This is a genomic window from Flavobacterium azizsancarii (genome assembly GCF_027980145.1).
GTDB classification, from domain to species: Bacteria; Bacteroidota; Bacteroidia; order Flavobacteriales; family Flavobacteriaceae; genus Flavobacterium; species Flavobacterium azizsancarii.
Window position 1 is genome coordinate 44,841 of sequence record NZ_JAMZNK010000034.1, and the last position, 17,218, is coordinate 62,058.

Here is a 17,218-nt window from a genome sequence, read left to right on the forward strand (position 1 = left end):
TCGCACCTCGTTTAAGAAAAGGATAAAATGAGCACAAAATTTACTGAATACAAAGGACTTGACTTGCCAGCGGTAGCGTCAGAAGTACTTGATTTTTGGAAGGAAGAAAATATATTTGAAAAGAGTGTAACTACTCGCGAAGGTGCAGAGCCTTTCGTATTTTTTGAAGGTCCGCCTTCAGCAAACGGATTACCGGGAATTCACCACGTGATGGCACGTGCGATTAAAGATATTTTTTGCAGATATAAAACTCAAAAAGGTTTTCAGGTAAAAAGAAAAGCCGGTTGGGATACTCACGGATTGCCAGTAGAATTAGGTACCGAGAAAGAACTTGGAATTACAAAAGAGGATATTGGTAAAACAATTTCTGTCGAAGAATATAACGAAGCGTGTAAAAAAACCGTAATGCGTTATACTGACGTGTGGAATGACCTGACCGAAAAAATGGGATATTGGGTAGATATGGAAGATCCATATGTTACCTACAAACCTAAATATATGGAGTCTGTTTGGTGGCTTTTGAAACAAATCTATGATAAAGGTTTGTTGTACAAAGGATACACAATTCAGCCATATTCTCCTAAAGCAGGAACAGGATTGTCTTCTCATGAAGTAAATCAGCCTGGAGCATATCGTGATGTTACAGATACTACAATTGTAGCACAGTTTAAAACATTGCCGGAAACATTGCCTTCATTTTTACAAGGTTTTGGAGATATTCACATCTTGGCCTGGACGACAACTCCATGGACATTGCCGTCGAATACTGCATTGACAGTTGGTCCAAGAATTGACTACGTTTTAGTAAAAACATTCAATCAATACACTTTCGAACCAATCAATGTTGTTTTAGCTAAAAATTTAGTTGGTAAACAATTTGGGAAAGGATTTTTTGCAAGTGAAGACGATGCTGACTTTATTAATGTAAAAGAAGGTGATAAAAAACTTCCGTACAAAATTCTGGCAGAAGGAAAAGGTTTAGATCTAGTCGAGATTCGTTACGAACAATTATTGCCATATGTATTGCCTTATCAAAATGCTGAAAATGCATTTAGAGTAATCGCCGGAGATTTTGTAACTACAGAAGACGGAACCGGAATTGTTCATACTGCTCCAACTTTTGGTGCTGATGATGCTAAAGTAGCAAAAGAAGCAAAGCCGGAAATTCCGCCAATGTTAGTTTTAGACGAAACCGGAACGGCAGTTCCTTTGGTCGATTTACAAGGAAAATTCACTTCGCATTTAGGAGATCTTGCCGGTAAATACGTCAAGAACGAATATTATGATGCAGGACAAGCTCCGGAGCGTTCTGTAGATGTAGAAATTGCTATTCGATTAAAAGAAGAGAATAAAGCCTTTAAGGTTGAGAAATACGTACACAGTTATCCACACAGCTGGAGAACTGACGAGCCGTTATTATATTATCCGCTAGACTCCTGGTTCATAAAAGTAACCGATGTAAAAGATAGAATGTTCGACCTGAACGAAACTATCAATTGGAAGCCTAAGTCTACTGGTGAAGGACGTTTTGGGAATTGGTTGAAAAATGCCAACGACTGGAACTTATCTCGTTCTAGATATTGGGGCATTCCGTTGCCAATTTGGAGAACAGAAGATAAAAAAGAAGAAGTTCTTATTGGTTCTGTTGAAGAATTGTACAATGCGATTGAAAAATCTATTGAAGCAGGTTTTCAAAAAGAAAATCCGTTTAAAGGTTTCGAGATCGGAAATATGTCTGAATCTAATTATGATTTAGTGGATCTGCATAAAAATGTAGTCGATCAAATTACTTTAGTTTCGGCTTCCGGCCAGCCAATGAAACGCGAAAGCGATTTAATTGATGTTTGGTTCGATTCTGGAGCAATGCCTTATGCACAATGGCATTATCCTTTCGAGAATAAAGACAAAATTGACGAGAATAAAGATTTTCCTGCTGATTTTATTGCAGAAGGTGTAGATCAGACTCGTGGCTGGTTTTATACATTGCACGCAATCGGAACATTGGTTTTTGATAAAGTAGCGTATAAAAATGTAGTTTCGAATGGTTTGGTTTTAGATAAAGACGGAATTAAGATGTCTAAGAGTAAAGGGAATACAATTGATCCTTTTAAAACCATTGCAGAATACGGTCCTGATGCCACACGTTGGTACATGATTATGAATGCAAATCCTTGGGATAACTTAAAATTTGATCTTGAAGGAATTGCTGAGGTACGTCGTAAATTCTTCGGAACATTATACAACACCTATTCATTCTTTTCGTTATATGCCAATATCGATGGATTTAAATACGCTGAAGCGGAAATACCGTTAAACGAAAGACCTGAAATCGATCAATGGATTATATCTGAATTGCATACATTAATAAAATTTGTTGATGAATGTTATGCGGATTATGAGCCTACCAAAGCAGCAAGAGCAATTTCTGACTTTGTTCAGGAAAACCTGAGTAACTGGTATGTTCGTTTATGTCGTCGTCGTTTCTGGAAAGGAGAATATGCCCACGATAAAATTGCAGCTTATCAAACGCTTTATACTTGTCTGTTAACGATCAGTAAATTAAGCGCTCCGATCGCTCCTTTTTTCATGGATAAATTATACCGTGATTTAACGACTTCTACAGGAACCGAGCAATATAGCAGTGTTCACTTGGCTCAGTTCCCAAAATTTGTCGAAAACTTTGTTAATAAAACGTTAGAAAGCAAAATGCAGAAGGCGCAAACCATCTCATCTCTTGTTTTATCGCTTCGTAAAAAGGAAATGATTAAGGTGCGTCAACCTTTGCAAAAGGTAATGATTCCGGTACTTGATGAAAATCAAAGAGCCGAAATTCAGGCAATTTCTGAGCTTATAAAAGCGGAGGTAAACGTTAAGGAAATCATACTTTTAGAGGATGATTCAGATATACTGGTAAAACAAATTAAGCCTAATTTTAAAGCGTTAGGTCCTCGTTTTGGTAAAGATATGGGGTTGATTTCCAAAGAGATACAATCTTTTTCTGCAGATCAGATTAATCAATTAGACAAGCAAGGCACGTTAGACATTGTTATTGCTGGAAATAGTGTAACTTTATCATTAGAAGATGTCGAAATAACATCTCAGGATATCGAAGGCTGGTTGGTTGCAAATTCAAACGGAATAACAGTTGCGCTTGATATCACAATCTCTGGAGAATTGAAAAACGAAGGAATCGCAAGAGAGTTGGTAAACAGAATTCAAAATATCCGTAAAGATTCTGGATTTGAGGTTACTGATAAAATTAAAGTTCAAATAAAAAGAAGCGGTATTTTAGAAGAAGCAATTCTGAAAAATATAGACTATATAAAGTCTGAGACATTAACAGATGAATTGGTTTTTGTGGATGCATTAGAAAACGGCACAGAAATTGAATTCGATGATATAAAAACAATGATATTAATTTCAAAATAATATAAATACCATGACAGATGAAATTACAAGATACTCTGATGCTGATTTAGCTGAGTTCAAAGAAATAATTCAAAATAAAATACAAAAAGCACAAGCCGATCTGGATTTAATAAAAAGTGCTTATATGAATGATTTGAATAACGGAACAGATGATACTTCTCCAACTTTTAAAGCATTTGAAGAAGGAAGCGAAACAATGTCAAAAGAAGCAAACTCACAGTTGGCTATCAGACAGGAAAAGTTTATACGCGATCTGAAAAATGCATTATTCCGTGTTGAAAATAAAACATACGGTATTTGTAAAGTAACAGGAAAGTTAATTGGCAAAGAAAGGCTAAAAATCGTTCCTCATGCTACAATGAGTATCGAAGCGAAAAACTTGCAACGATAATAAATACTTAATAAAATAAGCGCTCCTTTTAGGGGCGTTTTTTTTTTGTTTTGTTTAATGTTTTACGAAAATGTGTTTATGGATAGCTGTAAGGCTTTTGAAAGAATTTAATTGCAATTTCTAAAAAGAAGTCGAAATTGTATCCGCTTTTTTTTGTAAGAAGTAAAAGCATTCGATTTGGGGCGAAGATTGTTTGTTTTAAATTAGAGCTATCCTGAATACAGATAGCTCTAATTTAAAATAGAACTAAAAAATTAAGCTAAGTTTTTCTCTAGCTCTAACTTGTGTTTTCTTAAGACAGCTCTTGTCATTCCTAAATTTGCCTTACTTGCATCTGCGGCAAGATAAATCATGAATTTTTTGTTTGGAGAAATGTCGATAATGTGAATTTGATTCGAAAGAGTAATCAGGATATCTTCAATGTCCTGGTTTAAGTTTAAGGCCTTTACCGCGTTTAGTTTTGCCTTTACAACCTCAAGGTTGTAAGCTGCTGCAAGTTCAGGATCAAAACCGGGGTCAACTGTTAAATTTCCAAAACTTAATCCTGATTCAATTTCGGTTACAGCCACTGCTATAAATCCATTTACGTTGGTTTTCATTTCGTTTAAAAACACATTTAAAAAGTCGTTACTCATAATTTAGGTGGATTTGTTGGGTGAATAGATTTATGTTATTTTAATAGGGAATTCTTACTCAATTCTGTCGCAACTTCATCTGTTGACCGCATTAATAAACCCAGATTGCTTCCGTCTTTTGAAAAAGCAATAATAAAATTAGTACCGCTTATTTTATTTCCAACGACAACCCCTTCAGATGTTTTAAAAAAAAGCTGTTTTAATACACCTTTGTCTAAATCAATTAAGAATTTTTCGCTCATTGATAAAATTGCAGCGCTCATTGCAGCGACACTGTCTCCGTAATCTATATTTAAAGATGTGATTAATTTTCCTTTTCCATTTAAGATTAATGCAGCAGAAGATTTGGTGTTAACCAGGAAGTCGTTTAGTGTGGATGTGATCTCATTCATATTTGTAGGATTTGGGGGAATTGTTAAAATTAATTCATTTCGATGTCTATTAGTGAAAAATGTTGCTTTTCGATCTAAACAAGTGTTAATTTTTACTAACAAATATAAATTAAATTATGTATTATTGTAATACCAAATCATTAATAATTTATTTATTTAACATAAAAAACTTACACAATGGCTAAAGTATTGAAATTCAAAGACGTGAACTCTGATGTGGAGAGCAGATTGAAAGATTTTGAAAAAATCCGCATTAAATTTAAATCCGATGTAAAAAAGGCTGAAGCCAAGAAGGCAACAGCAGGAAAAGAGGGTAAAGGTTTGCTTAAGTCTATCTCTGATTTTTTTGCCGATAGTCCAAAGAAACCTGTCCAGTCAACGGTTAAAAAATAAACTTTTTGATAGTGATTAAAATAAGCCGACGCATCTAAGTTTGTGTTGTGAAAGAATTAACGCTCCTTAGGGGGCGTTTTTTTTGTTTAAATTGTTACTTTTGCCCATCAAAATTTATTTAAATGTCATTACGAAAAGCGTATTTCCTTATATTTTTAGTTTTAATTGTTGATCAGCTTTCAAAAATCTATGTAAAAACAAACTTTGCTTTAGGTGATGAGGTGGTAGTTTTTGATTGGTTCAGAATTCATTTTATCGAAAATGAAGGAATGGCCTGGGGTACAAAAATACCGGGGCAATATGGAAAATTGATCTTAACTATTTTTAGAATTTTTGCTGTTTTCGGAATTGCCTATTGGTTGTCTGATTCGATCAAGAAGCGTCATTCGACTTATTTAGTCGTTGCAATTGCGCTTATTTTTGCAGGTGCGGCAGGAAATATAATCGATTCTGTTTTTTACGGGGTTATTTTTGATGACAGTAATGGTAATCTTGCAACACTTTTTTCTCCGGAACCTTACGGAACCTGGTTTCATGGTTTAGTGGTAGATATGTTTTATTTTCCGATATGGAGAGGAACTTTGCCAAATTGGTTTCCTATTTGGGGTGGTGAAGATGTGTCATTCTTTAATGCTATTTTTAATGTTGCTGATATGGCCATTTCTACAGGAGTGGGAATTTTGTTAGTTTTTAATAAAAGAGTCTTTCCTAAAACAGCTTAGTTATTGTATAAAATTCAAAAGAATAATTAATTCCAAATTCCAATATTTGACGTATTCATTGCGGGCAGATATTGGAATTTGGAATTTTCTATTATTGGGGTTTAATATTTATTGTGCTATTTTTGCAGTATAAAACTAAAGTTATGCAAAGTCCGTCCTTTTCTCTTTATGATGCCTCTGCAGGTTCGGGAAAAACCTATACTTTGGTTAAGGAATATCTTAAAATTATTCTTTCTTCTTCTAAAAATGATGCTTACCGAAATATTCTAGCGATAACATTTACTAATAAAGCGGTTCACGAAATGAAAAGCCGTATTGTAGGGAGCTTGTCTGAATTTGCAAAAGAAGAGCCTTCGGCAAAAGCACTTGACCTAATGGAAGATTTGTCTCGCGATACAGGTCTTTCTATCATTAAAATCAAAATAAAGTCTCAAAGCATAATAAAACATCTTATTCATAATTATGCTGCTTTTGATATTTCTACAATTGATAAGTTTACGCATAAAGTGATTCGTGCTTTTGCACATGATTTGAATTTGCCAATGACGTTTGAGGTAACTTTAGATACTGAAAATCTATTGGTAGAAGCAGTTGATGCGATTATTGCGCAGGCTGGTCAGGATGAAACTTTGACGAAATTATTGATTGACTTTACGATGGAGAAAACTGACGATGATAAAAGTTGGGACATTTCACGTGAAATTTTAGATACCGGAAGACTAGTTCTTAATGAGAATAACCGAAATGAAATTTCTCATTTTCAGGATAAATCTATCGAAGAGTTTGTTGTAATAAAAAAGAAGATGCTGGCTCTTTGTAAAGGCCTGGAATCTGAAAATGGAAATTTTGCTACGGAAGCGCTTTCACTTATTGATAAAAGCGGTATTGATTTAAAATCATTTTCCAGAGGAACCTTCCCAAATCATCTGGAAAGTATTCGTGACGGGAAATTTAATCCCCGTAATAAAACGTTTCATGAGTTTGATGATATTGCAATTAATAAAACGGCTAAAGACAAAGCATTAATCGAAAATATAATTCCTGAACTACTTCAAATTTTAGAGAAGATTTATAAAAATTTCGAAAAAAGAGATTTTTATAAAGCATTCCTGAAAAATATTACGCCACTTTCCCTGTTAAATACCGTTAGTAATGAATTGGCAAAAATACAATCTGAACAAAATATCTTATCAATTTCAGAATTTAATGCTATAATTCATCGGGAAATTCAAAACCAGCCAGCCCCTTTTATTTATGAGCGTATTGGAGAACGGTATCGTCATTTTTTTATTGATGAATTTCAGGATACTTCAGAGATGCAATGGCAAAACCTGATCCCGTTAATCGATAATTCGCTTTCTGGTTTAGATGATTTTGGAAATAAAGGAACTTTGATGATTGTGGGAGATCCCAAACAATCTATCTATCGTTGGCGAGGAGGAAAAGCAGAGCAATTTATAGAATTGAGTAAGGGCTTAAATCCCTTCAATAATAAGGATAAGGTAATAAAACATTTAGATACCAATTACAGAAGTTTTAGTGAAGTAATTGATTTTAATAATGATTTTTTTAAGTTGATTTCGACAGAGTTTTCTAATGAAGATTATAAGGATTTATACGAGAATCACAGTTTTCAAAAGTCGAATTCAAAAAACGGAGGTTATGTCAATATTTCTTTTCTTCCGATAATAGAGAAAAATGATTTTGCTGATGAAGAAGAAGTTGTAGAGAAATCAGATTTGTATGTTTTAGCAACTTTAAATACAATTCAAAAAGTAAATAGTGAAGGTTTTGAGTATAATGATATTGTTATTCTGACCCGAAAAAGAGATCAGGGAATTGCAATTGCAAATTATTTGACGGAACAAGGAGTTCCTATTTTGTCTTCAGAGACATTGATGATTCAGAATGCTGTTGAAGTTCGTTTGATCGTTCATTTGTTGAAATATCTAAATAATAGTGCTGATCTGGAATCGAAAGCTAATTTCTTGCATTTTTTAGCATCAAACAAAGAGCTTGAAATGCCGGTGCATGATTTCATTGCAAAAGGAATGGCGCAAAAGATTGAAGTTGATTTTGAAAAATGGCTTTTGACTTTTGATGTTTCTCTTTCTTTTGAAAATGTTCGGAAAAAATCACTTTACGAAGCAGTAGAAGTTATTATTTCAAAATTTATACCTCTTTCAGAAGGAAATGCATATATTCAGTTTTTTCTGGATATTGTTTTAGAACGGGATATTAGAAATCAGGCCGGAATTGCTGATTTTCTGACTTATTGGGATAAAAACGGGGAGAAGTTTAGTATTCCGTCTCCTGAAGGAATTAATGCGGTGCGAATTATGACGATCCATAAGTCGAAAGGATTGGAGTTTCCTGTGGTGATAATGCCCTTTGCTGAAGAAGATTATAATCGCAAGCCAAAAGATAAGTTATGGCTTGATACTGACGGTGCTGATCTGGATGTGCCAAAGGCTTTGATTGATAACAGCAGCGCGGTTGAGGGTTTTGGAGAAAGTGCTTCGGCTGTTTTTAATTTAAAAAAACAAGAAGAATTACTCGATAATATAAATGTTCTCTATGTAGCATTAACCCGTGCAGAAGAGCAGTTGTATGTAATCTCACAATCTCTAAAAGAAAGAAAAGACGGAGAGTTCCCGAGTAATATGGCTTCTTTTTTTATTAAATATCTAATTCATAAAGGATTGTATGATTCTGAGCAGCTAGAATATGAGTTTGGAAATAAGGTCAAACTTTCGTTGCCAATAAAAGCAGTCGATTTGGTAAAAACAATACCTGTTGTGTCAGAAGTTTTAAATCCTAAAAATATTAAGATAGCACAGCGTGAAGCTTTAATGTGGGGAACGCATCAACAAGAAGCAATCGCATACGGAAATATAATTCACGAGATTCTGGCTTTTGTTAAAGACAAGTCAGATGTCGATTTGGCAATTACAAAAGCAATCGAAAATGGTTTGATTAAAGTGGATCAAATGGATATGGTTTTAGGATCTCTGCAGGAAATTGTGCATCATCCTGAACTTAGTATTTGTTTTGATGGGAATTATACTATTCTAAATGAACAAACGATTGTTCAGAAAGAAGGAAGGATTTTGAAGCCGGACCGAATCGTATTGACTCCAGATAAAGAAGCATATCTTTTAGATTATAAAACCGGAGCTGTGAATTCAAAATACACACAGCAAATTCAGGAATATCAGGATGCTATTGAAGATTTAGGGTATAAAGTGTTAAAAAAGGCTTTGGTATATATAGGAACAGAAATCGATGTGGTAAATTTGTGAAGAAATTAATCAGGTGTTAAATTATAATTTGGGTTTTAAGAGATCTAATTTGTTAATTTTTAACGTTTTAAATAAATAAAAAATGTACGGTAAAATAAAAGAACATTTGCAAAGTGAGTTGCAGACTATTGAAGAAAATGGGATTTTCAAAAAAGAACGAATTATAACTTCTGCACAAGGTGCTGAAATTACTATTTCGACAGGAGAAAAAGTTTTGAATTTTTGTGCCAACAATTATTTAGGTCTTTCATCACATCCTGAAGTAGTTCAGGCAGCAAAAGATGCGATGGATACTCACGGTTTCGGAATGTCATCTGTGCGTTTTATTTGTGGAACTCAGGATATTCATAAAACATTAGAGAAAAAAATCGCTGAGTTTTATGGTACAGAAGATACAATTCTTTACGCTGCTGCTTTTGATGCTAATGGTGGGGTCTTTGAGCCTTTGTTGGGAGAAAACGATGCGATAATTTCAGATAGTTTAAATCATGCTTCTATTATAGATGGTGTGCGTTTGTGTAAAGCAGCGCGTTACCGTTACGAAAACAGTAATATGGAGGATTTAGAACAGCAATTAATCAAGGCTAATGAAGCCGGAGCGCGTTTTAAATTAATTGTTACCGATGGTGTTTTCTCAATGGATGGTCTTGTAGCGCCATTAGATAAAATTTGCGACCTGGCAGATAAATACGATGCTATGGTTATGGTAGATGAATGTCATGCTGCTGGATTTATTGGTGCAACAGGTAAAGGTACGCTTGAAGCAAAAGGTGTTATGGGAAGAGTTGATATTATAACGGGAACCTTAGGTAAAGCTCTTGGCGGAGCAATGGGTGGTTATACAACAGCAAAAAAAGAAATAATAGAATTATTACGTCAACGTTCTAGACCATATTTGTTTTCGAACTCACTTGCGCCGGCAATTGTGGGGGCATCTATAAAGGTCTTTGAATTATTAGAAAAAGATACTTCTTTAAGAGATAAATTAGAGTGGAATACAAACTATTTCAAAGAGGGAATGAAAAAAGCAGGTTTTGATATTATTGATGGAGACTCTGCGATAGTTCCTGTTATGTTATATGATGCAAAATTGTCGCAAACAATGGCAGATGAGCTTTTGAAGAAGGGAATTTATGTAATCGGATTCTTCTTTCCTGTTGTGCCCAAAGATAAAGCCAGAATTAGGGTTCAATTATCTGCTGCACATACTAAAGAGCACTTAGATAGGGCTGTAGAAGCGTTTATAGTTGTCGGACAGATGTTAAAAGTTATATAATTTCCACTTAGAGGAATTTTTGTAGGTTTTTTTTAACATTTCATTTTGTATTTAAAAAATTTGGTGTTACTTTTGCTTGTAATTAACTAAATTGTAATTAAAAAAAATTAAGTATGAAACATCTTAACAAACTTTTAGTTGCTGTGATGATGGTGATGGGTTTAACTTCTCACGCACAAGACAGTAACAATCCATGGGCTATCTCTTTTGGAGTTAATGCCGTTGACACTAGAACCAGTTCTGGTGCAGGAAGTGGTTTCTTTGATCAACACTTTTCTCAGCCATTCGCTGCAAAAGACAACTGGAATATTCTTCCTTCTTTATCTTACATTGGTGTGTCTAGATACGTAGGTAGTGGTTTCTCTATTGGTTTACAAGGATCTGTGAACAAAATTGATAAATATGTTACTTTTAATCCAGCTGCTCCAGGGCACGATTCAAGAGGTAATGTTGTAACTAATCCTGGTGATTTGATGTATTACGGAATTGATGCTACTATTAAATATAGCTTCCAGGAATTAATCAAATCTAAAGTAATCGATCCTTCGTTATCTGTTGGTGGAGGTTATACTTTCTTTGGTGATAGTAGCTATGGAACTGTAAATCCAGGTGCTGGAATTACTTTCTGGTTTACTGATGCTATTGGTCTTGAGCTTGCTACAAGATACAAATGGTCAGTTAGTGGTGATAGAGAAGATGCAGCTGGTGTTCCAGATGCTCCATCTCACTTTCAACACACTGCTGGTTTAGTTTTCAAATTCGGAGGTAAAGATACTGACGGAGACGGAATCTACGATAAAGATGATGCTTGTCCAGACGTTGCTGGTTTAAAACAATTCAACGGATGTCCTGATACTGACGGAGACGGAATCGTTGACGCTAGTGATGCTTGTCCTACTGAATTTGGTTTAGCTGCATTAAACGGTTGTCCAGACAGAGACGGAGACGGAGTTGCTGATAAAGATGACGCTTGTCCAGATGTTGCTGGTTTAAAACAATTCAACGGATGTCCTGATACTGACGGAGATGGTGTTCCAGACAAAGATGACAAATGTCCTACAGTTGCTGGTCCTAAAGAAAATGGTGGTTGTCCTTTCTTAGACGCTGACAAAGATGGTGTAGCTGATAAAGATGATGATTGTCCTACAGTTTACGGTCCTGCTTCTAACAGAGGTTGTCCTGAAGTTACTACTGAAGCTTTAGAAGATCTTAAAGTTCAAGCAAGAGCTGTATACTTTAACACAGGTAAAGCTACTTTCAAAGCAGGAGACAAAGAAACTCCAGCTAGATTAGATGCAATTAAAGAAATCCTTAAAAACTATCCAAACGCGAAATTCTCTATTGAAGGACACACAGATAGTACAGGTTCTGCAAAAATCAACGACAAGTTATCTAAAGAGAGAGCTGAAGCTGTGATGAATGCATTAATCGAAAGAGGTGTTAATCCAGAAAACTTAGAAGCTAAAGGATTTGGATCTTCTCAACCAGTTGCAAGTAACAAAACTGCTGCAGGTAGAGCACAAAACAGAAGAACAGAAATTAGACATATTGGTTCTAAATACCAAGGTAAAATCTAATTTACTTTCTAAATAAAATCTAAAAGCCATTCTTAATTGAATGGCTTTTTTTATTTTTATCAAATGATAAATACTTCTTTTCTCGGAAAAATTGCAACTGTTATAATTCAGGATTATTCAACTAAACTTGTTCAGACTACCATTGTATTGCCAAATAAAAGAGCTAAAGTTTTTTTGATTGAAGCTCTGAAAAATGAAACTCAGCATACAATGCTTTCGCCTGAAATCATTAGTATTGAGGATTTTGTGCAAGATGTCGCATCAATACGATCTATCGATGCAATTGAACTTTTATTTGAGTTCTATGAAGTTTACTTGTCAGTAACTGAGAAACAACATCAACAATCATTTGAGTTATTTGCAAATTGGGCAAAAACACTTTTACAGGATTTTAATGAGATTGATCGCTATTTATTAGATCCGGCGCATGTTTTGTCTTACTTAAAAGATATTGAAGACATAAAAAAATGGGGAATAGAAGTCGAAAACAGTACAAAACTCTTAGAGAATTATATTGATTTCTGGAAACTTCTTCCCATGTATTATGACGCCTTATACAATCATTTGCTTAATAAATCTGTGGGATACCAAGGATTGATTTACAGGGAAGCAGTGAATAATCTGAATCACTTTTCTAATACCGTTTCAAATAAGACTTTTATTTTTGCAGGCTTTAATGCTTTAAATGCTGCGGAGGAAAAAATTGTACAGCATCTTTTGGCATTGGATCGGGCTAAAATTTATTGGGATGTTGATCAGACTTTTCTCAATGATCCTTATCATGATGCGGGGCTTTTTGTTCGACGTTTTAAGGAAAGCTGGAAACATTATAAATCAAATATTTTTGAGTGGATTGTAGATGATTTTTCTCAATCTAAAAATATTCAGGTAATAGGAACTCCTAAAACTATTGGTCAGGCAAAATTAACCGGAAGTATTATCGAAAATATTATCAACGAGAACCCTGCAACATCTCTCGATAAGGTTGCTATAGTACTTGGTGAAGAAAATTTATTAATGCCTGTTTTATATTCATTACCATCTTCTGTAGGAAGTTTGAATATTACAATGGGATATTCCGGAAAGAATAATCCGTCGCAAATATTGATTGCAAAATTATTTAAAATGCATACCAATGCGCTTTCCAGAAAAGGCGAAAGTTATGTGTTTTATTATAAAGATGTGCTTGATATTTTAACGCATCCGTTGGTTGAGCCTTATGCAAATGCCAGAAATCTGGTTAGAATAATCAAAGAGAATAATTATACTTTTATTACTCACAATCGGATTGTAGAACTCAACTCAGATCAATCGCAATTGTTTAAATTGTTGTTCCGTAAATGGGAAAGTGGATCAGTTGCTGTTCTTGAAAATGTCTCAGCTATTCTACTTTTGGTAAAAGAAAATTTCAGCAATGACAACGAGGAAGAAAAGATTGCAAAAGCATTTGTTTATGCTGTTTTTAAAGTGATAAATAAATTGATTAATTATTACACCCAACATAGTCATATTGATAATATAGATACATTGCACGCGATCTATAAACAAGTTATCGATGTTGCTGAAATTTCGTTTGAAGGGGAGCCTTTGCATGGATTGCAAATTATGGGTGTTCTTGAAAGCCGGGTTTTAGATTTTGATACGGTAATTATAACTTCGATGAATGAAGGAAAGTTTCCTGCCGGAAAGTCCCAGAATTCGTTTATTCCGTATGATGTAAAAAGAGAATTAGGTTTGCCGACTTTTAAAGAAAAAGATGCGATTTATACCTATCACTTTTATCATTTATTGCAAAGGGCGAAAAATATTTATCTGATTTATAACACTGAAAATGATGGATTGGATGCCGGAGAACGAAGTCGTTTTATAACGCAATTGGAAGTTGAAAAACAATCGAAACACAATCTGACTTTCGATATCTATAATCCGGTATTGCCAACATCAGCATATCAGCCAATGGTTGTGGCAAAATCTGATGCTGTAATGGAGCGTTTAAAAGAAATTGCAACGGTTGGTTTTTCACCTTCGGCATTAACGAGTTATATTCGGAACCCGATTGAGTTTTATTTTCAAAAGATTCTTCGTATTCGGGAAGTAGAGGAAGTAGAAGAGAATATTGCATTAAATACATTGGGAACTATAATTCACGAAACGCTAAAAGCTTTGTATGATCCTTTTGTTGGTAGATTTATTTCGGAAGCAGACATTGAAAACTGTTTCAAATTGTTGGATAATGAAGTTTTAAAACAATTTAAAGAAGTTTATAAAGAAGGAGAAATCAAAAAAGGGCGTAATCTTTTGGCTTTTGAAGTGGCAAAGCGAAATGTTTCTAATTTCCTGAAAATGGAATTAGAGTCTATAAAAAATGGAGATGCCATTAAAATTATAGCGTTAGAAAAGACTTATGAACGCCAATTGAATCATCCAAAATTGCCTTTTCCTGTTTTAATTAAAGGAAATGTTGACAGAATTGAACAACGCAACGGTAAAATTAGAATTGTCGATTATAAGACTGGTAAAGTCGAAAAAGCAAATGTAATACTTAAGTCTTGGAACGGATTAACACAAGAGCTTAAAAACGACAAAATCATTCAGGTTTTAGCATATGCGTTTATGTACGAGAATGAAGCGGCCGGTTTGCCTATTGAAGTTGGGATTATATCTTTTAAAAATTTAAAATCAGGTTTTCTTCCTTTTGGGTTTAAAGAAGATAAGGAGTTAGATACAACGGTTACAAATGAAATTCTGAAGAGTTATATAGAGGAAATTGTTATATTGCTGACAGAAATTTTTGACATCAATATTCCTTTCGAGGAAAAAATAAATTAATCGATCAGAAAGCTTTATAATATATTCGAATTTTTTCAAACTACCTTAGTTATAAACGTATCGGTTTGTGCTATCGCTGTTTTGTTGACCGGTTTTGATTACTTCTTTGCTGTGTTTTTGAGCTTTGGTTTTTTGATAAGCATAGTTTTTAAGGAATTATATCGCAAGAATGAATATTTGTTTTATTCGAATAATGGGATTTCAAAGGCGAGACTTTTGATTTTTAGTTATCTCCTGACCATTTGTATTACACTTTTAATTGGTTTGATAACTTTTTTAATAAAAAGAATATTTTGAAAAAGCATATTTTAGAAGTTGATGGAATTCAAAAAAAGTTTAATGACAGAGTGATCCTTTCAGATGTGTATCTGAAATGTGAAACTGCTGAAATCATTGGTCTACTAGGAAGAAATGGTTCAGGGAAATCGACTTTGTTGAAGATTATTTTCGGTATAGAATCAGCTCCTAATAAATGTATTCGAATTGATTCTGTGTCAAAGAACAATGAAAATAGTTTGTCGAAAGAAATAAGTTATTTGTCGCAGGAACAATTTATTCCAAATCATTTGTCTGTAAAAAAGGCGATTTTATTATCGATCGATAAACAAAAACTAATACTTTTCTATGAAGATGAATTTATTCAGTCAATTTTAAGGAAAAGAATAAATCAATTGTCTAGTGGAGAATTGCGATACCTTGAAATTAAAATAGTGCTGTTTAATCCTTCAAAGTTTGTTTTGCTCGATGAACCTTACAATGGTTTGTCGCCAATTATGGCAGATGTGGTAAATGAATTGATAATTGTGAATTCAGCTAAAAAAGGAATTATTATCACCGATCATAATTATCTGAACGTAATCAGGATTTCGACTAAATTAATTCTGATTAAAGATGGTAAAACGCATTGTATCAAAGATAAAGCTGAACTTGTGGATAAAGGTTATCTCAACAGTTCAGCTTTTTTATAGTTGTTTTTTCTAGCTAAAAATCTTTTTGAAAAAACCTTTTTTTGCTCGTTCCTGTAAATCGGGATTATTTATGTTTCCGTTTTCAAAGCGGAATCTTCTAAATTTCATCAATTTTACATTTAAGTCAAAACGTACTTCGTCAACAGTTTTCATTTCAGTCATTTTTTTGCAAAGCTATGAAAAACTTCCAGTAAACTAAATTTCTTCTAAATGTTAAAATAATATTTAAGATATCTGAATTAGATTGCTGTTTTTTTAGATAAATCTTCTTTTTTTGTTTGCGTTTTTTATAAAATTTATTTTAAAAATAAAGAAACAGTATCGTATAAATAAAAGTATTTCAAATGGTTACGTGTGCCTTTTTTTTTAACAAGTGTTTATCGGACAATTCTGTTTATTAAAATATCTTTGACCCTTCTTAAAAATGAATAACAAAAGATATGATTGATTTAAATACACTTGTAGAAGAAACTGGGGCTGAATCTGGATTGACTTTTAATATAGATGGCATCTTGTTGGAATCTGTTAATTTAGAGTATGATGGTAATGTAGCGGCAATGATTGGAATGATACTTAAGATGTGTTTAGAAATGTCTGAAGATGTTAATAATGGAGATCTTAAACAAGTCATGATTAAGAATAAAGATGGTATTGTGGTGGCTAATAAAGACGAGCAGGATAACTGCGTTGCGTTGCTTTCTAAAGATATAAGTAAAATGGGACTTTTGCTGCGCAAGATGGATACCGTTTTCAATAATTAATTTAAATACAATTAAAACATGTCAGATTTTTTACAGAATTTTCAAAACGATTTAAAAGAAAATATCAACGGATTCATTGCTGTTTCAGTAACTGAAGTTGAAACGGGAATGTCTTATTCTTCACTTTCTTTAAATCCAAATTTTGACCCGGAATTAGCATCTGCTTATAATTTAGAAGTTGTAAAAGCAAAATTAAGCGCTATTAAAGCTTTAGGATTAAACCAAAAAATCAATGATATCTTAATTACACTAACAGATCAAATACATATTATAGATGTATCTGAAGATGGTAAATATTTTATTTATTTAGCTGTAGATTCAACAAAAGCGAACCTTGGATTAACAAGAGCGACTTTGTCTAAATTCAAAAAAGACATTATTTCAAAACTATAATATTTGCCCCAATAATGAGAAAAGGCTGTTCAGAATTTCGAGGGCACTGAAAAAGTCCTTTAAAGTTAAAAAGGTAATTTTATAAGTAAAATAGAGGCTCTGAGAATCGTCTGTACGAAAGTGTTCTCCGTCACCTATCCGAGGATATCA

At 33.7% G+C, this 17,218-nt stretch carries 14 protein-coding genes; 11 read left to right on the forward strand and 3 right to left on the reverse strand.

Features of this window, described 5'->3' with window-relative positions; all coding sequences use genetic code 11:
• Positions 1 to 27: 27 nt before the first annotated feature.
• Together ileS and NJT12_RS17585 are read left to right on the forward strand one after the other, a co-directional pair.
• The gene (gene ileS, locus NJT12_RS17580; protein WP_271337235.1) at positions 28 to 3,429 is read left to right on the forward strand and encodes an isoleucine--tRNA ligase; all 3,402 of its coding nucleotides are present in this window, start codon (positions 28 to 30) and stop codon (positions 3,427 to 3,429) included.
• 10 nt (positions 3,430 to 3,439) lie between these two features.
• Complete coding sequence (locus tag NJT12_RS17585) at positions 3,440 to 3,820, forward strand: TraR/DksA family transcriptional regulator (RefSeq protein WP_072964239.1); 381 nt, start codon at positions 3,440 to 3,442, stop codon at positions 3,818 to 3,820.
• 254 nt (positions 3,821 to 4,074) lie between these two features.
• On the opposite strand, the gene NJT12_RS17590 is transcribed toward NJT12_RS17585, so the two are convergent.
• Complete coding sequence (locus NJT12_RS17590) at positions 4,075 to 4,455, reverse strand: hypothetical protein (protein WP_271337236.1); 381 nt, start codon at positions 4,453 to 4,455, stop codon at positions 4,075 to 4,077.
• Between the two features lie 35 nt (positions 4,456 to 4,490).
• Positions 4,491 to 4,847 carry a roadblock/LC7 domain-containing protein gene (locus tag NJT12_RS17595; RefSeq protein WP_271337237.1) on the reverse strand — a complete coding sequence of 119 codons (357 nt, stop codon included), beginning with the start codon at positions 4,845 to 4,847 and terminating at the stop codon, positions 4,491 to 4,493.
• Positions 4,848 to 5,024: 177 nt separating this feature from the next.
• Here NJT12_RS17595 and NJT12_RS17600 point away from each other — a divergent pair, with 177 nt between their 5' ends.
• The 7 genes from NJT12_RS17600 (at position 5,025) to NJT12_RS17630 (ending at position 15,914) form a co-directional block, all read left to right on the forward strand.
• Positions 5,025 to 5,240 carry a hypothetical protein gene (locus NJT12_RS17600; RefSeq protein WP_271337238.1) on the forward strand — a complete coding sequence of 72 codons (216 nt, stop codon included), beginning with the start codon at positions 5,025 to 5,027 and terminating at the stop codon, positions 5,238 to 5,240.
• Between the two features lie 122 nt (positions 5,241 to 5,362).
• Positions 5,363 to 5,962, forward strand: a complete 600-nt coding sequence (locus tag NJT12_RS17605; RefSeq protein WP_271337239.1) for a lipoprotein signal peptidase — start codon at positions 5,363 to 5,365, stop codon at positions 5,960 to 5,962.
• Positions 5,963 to 6,105: 143 nt separating this feature from the next.
• Entirely contained in the window at positions 6,106 to 9,264 is a 3,159-nt protein-coding gene (locus tag NJT12_RS17610) for a UvrD-helicase domain-containing protein (RefSeq protein ID WP_271337240.1), read from the forward strand.
• Between the two features lie 82 nt (positions 9,265 to 9,346).
• On the forward strand, positions 9,347 to 10,540 hold the full coding sequence (kbl, locus tag NJT12_RS17615) for a glycine C-acetyltransferase (RefSeq protein ID WP_271337241.1): 1,194 nt from the start codon (positions 9,347 to 9,349) through the stop codon (positions 10,538 to 10,540).
• A gap of 113 nt (positions 10,541 to 10,653) precedes the next feature.
• Complete coding sequence (locus NJT12_RS17620) at positions 10,654 to 12,117, forward strand: OmpA family protein (protein ID WP_271337242.1); 1,464 nt, start codon at positions 10,654 to 10,656, stop codon at positions 12,115 to 12,117.
• A 63-nt stretch (positions 12,118 to 12,180) separates the two neighbouring features.
• A complete protein-coding gene (locus NJT12_RS17625; protein ID WP_271337243.1) occupies positions 12,181 to 14,946 on the forward strand; it encodes a PD-(D/E)XK nuclease family protein in 2,766 nt (921 codons plus the stop codon).
• 293 nt (positions 14,947 to 15,239) lie between these two features.
• Positions 15,240 to 15,914, forward strand: coding sequence for an ATP-binding cassette domain-containing protein (locus NJT12_RS17630; protein ID WP_271337244.1), 675 nt, complete (start codon positions 15,240 to 15,242; stop codon positions 15,912 to 15,914).
• A 9-nt stretch (positions 15,915 to 15,923) separates the two neighbouring features.
• On the opposite strand, the gene NJT12_RS17635 is transcribed toward NJT12_RS17630, so the two are convergent.
• The gene (locus NJT12_RS17635; RefSeq protein ID WP_271337245.1) at positions 15,924 to 16,067 is read right to left on the reverse strand and encodes a hypothetical protein; all 144 of its coding nucleotides are present in this window, start codon (positions 16,065 to 16,067) and stop codon (positions 15,924 to 15,926) included.
• Between the two features lie 287 nt (positions 16,068 to 16,354).
• Here NJT12_RS17635 and NJT12_RS17640 point away from each other — a divergent pair, with 287 nt between their 5' ends.
• Positions 16,355 to 16,675 carry a roadblock/LC7 domain-containing protein gene (locus NJT12_RS17640; protein ID WP_078006835.1) on the forward strand — a complete coding sequence of 107 codons (321 nt, stop codon included), beginning with the start codon at positions 16,355 to 16,357 and terminating at the stop codon, positions 16,673 to 16,675.
• Between the two features lie 18 nt (positions 16,676 to 16,693).
• A complete protein-coding gene (locus NJT12_RS17645; protein ID WP_271337246.1) occupies positions 16,694 to 17,068 on the forward strand; it encodes a hypothetical protein in 375 nt (124 codons plus the stop codon).
• The last annotated feature ends 150 nt before the right edge of the window (positions 17,069 to 17,218 follow it).

Coding starts and splice junctions, on each gene's coding strand:
- ileS (WP_271337235.1), top strand. CDS start 28: ATGAGCACAAAATTTACTGAATACAAAGGACTTGACTTGCCAGCGGTA.
- NJT12_RS17585 (WP_072964239.1), top strand. CDS start 3,440: ATGACAGATGAAATTACAAGATACTCTGATGCTGATTTAGCTGAGTTC.
- NJT12_RS17590 (WP_271337236.1), bottom strand. CDS start 4,455: ATGAGTAACGACTTTTTAAATGTGTTTTTAAACGAAATGAAAACCAAC.
- NJT12_RS17595 (WP_271337237.1), bottom strand. CDS start 4,847: ATGAATGAGATCACATCCACACTAAACGACTTCCTGGTTAACACCAAA.
- NJT12_RS17600 (WP_271337238.1), top strand. CDS start 5,025: ATGGCTAAAGTATTGAAATTCAAAGACGTGAACTCTGATGTGGAGAGC.
- NJT12_RS17605 (WP_271337239.1), top strand. CDS start 5,363: ATGTCATTACGAAAAGCGTATTTCCTTATATTTTTAGTTTTAATTGTT.
- NJT12_RS17610 (WP_271337240.1), top strand. CDS start 6,106: ATGCAAAGTCCGTCCTTTTCTCTTTATGATGCCTCTGCAGGTTCGGGA.
- kbl (WP_271337241.1), top strand. CDS start 9,347: ATGTACGGTAAAATAAAAGAACATTTGCAAAGTGAGTTGCAGACTATT.
- NJT12_RS17620 (WP_271337242.1), top strand. CDS start 10,654: ATGAAACATCTTAACAAACTTTTAGTTGCTGTGATGATGGTGATGGGT.
- NJT12_RS17625 (WP_271337243.1), top strand. CDS start 12,181: ATGATAAATACTTCTTTTCTCGGAAAAATTGCAACTGTTATAATTCAG.
- NJT12_RS17635 (WP_271337245.1), bottom strand. CDS start 16,067: ATGAAAACTGTTGACGAAGTACGTTTTGACTTAAATGTAAAATTGATG.
- NJT12_RS17640 (WP_078006835.1), top strand. CDS start 16,355: ATGATTGATTTAAATACACTTGTAGAAGAAACTGGGGCTGAATCTGGA.
- NJT12_RS17645 (WP_271337246.1), top strand. CDS start 16,694: ATGTCAGATTTTTTACAGAATTTTCAAAACGATTTAAAAGAAAATATC.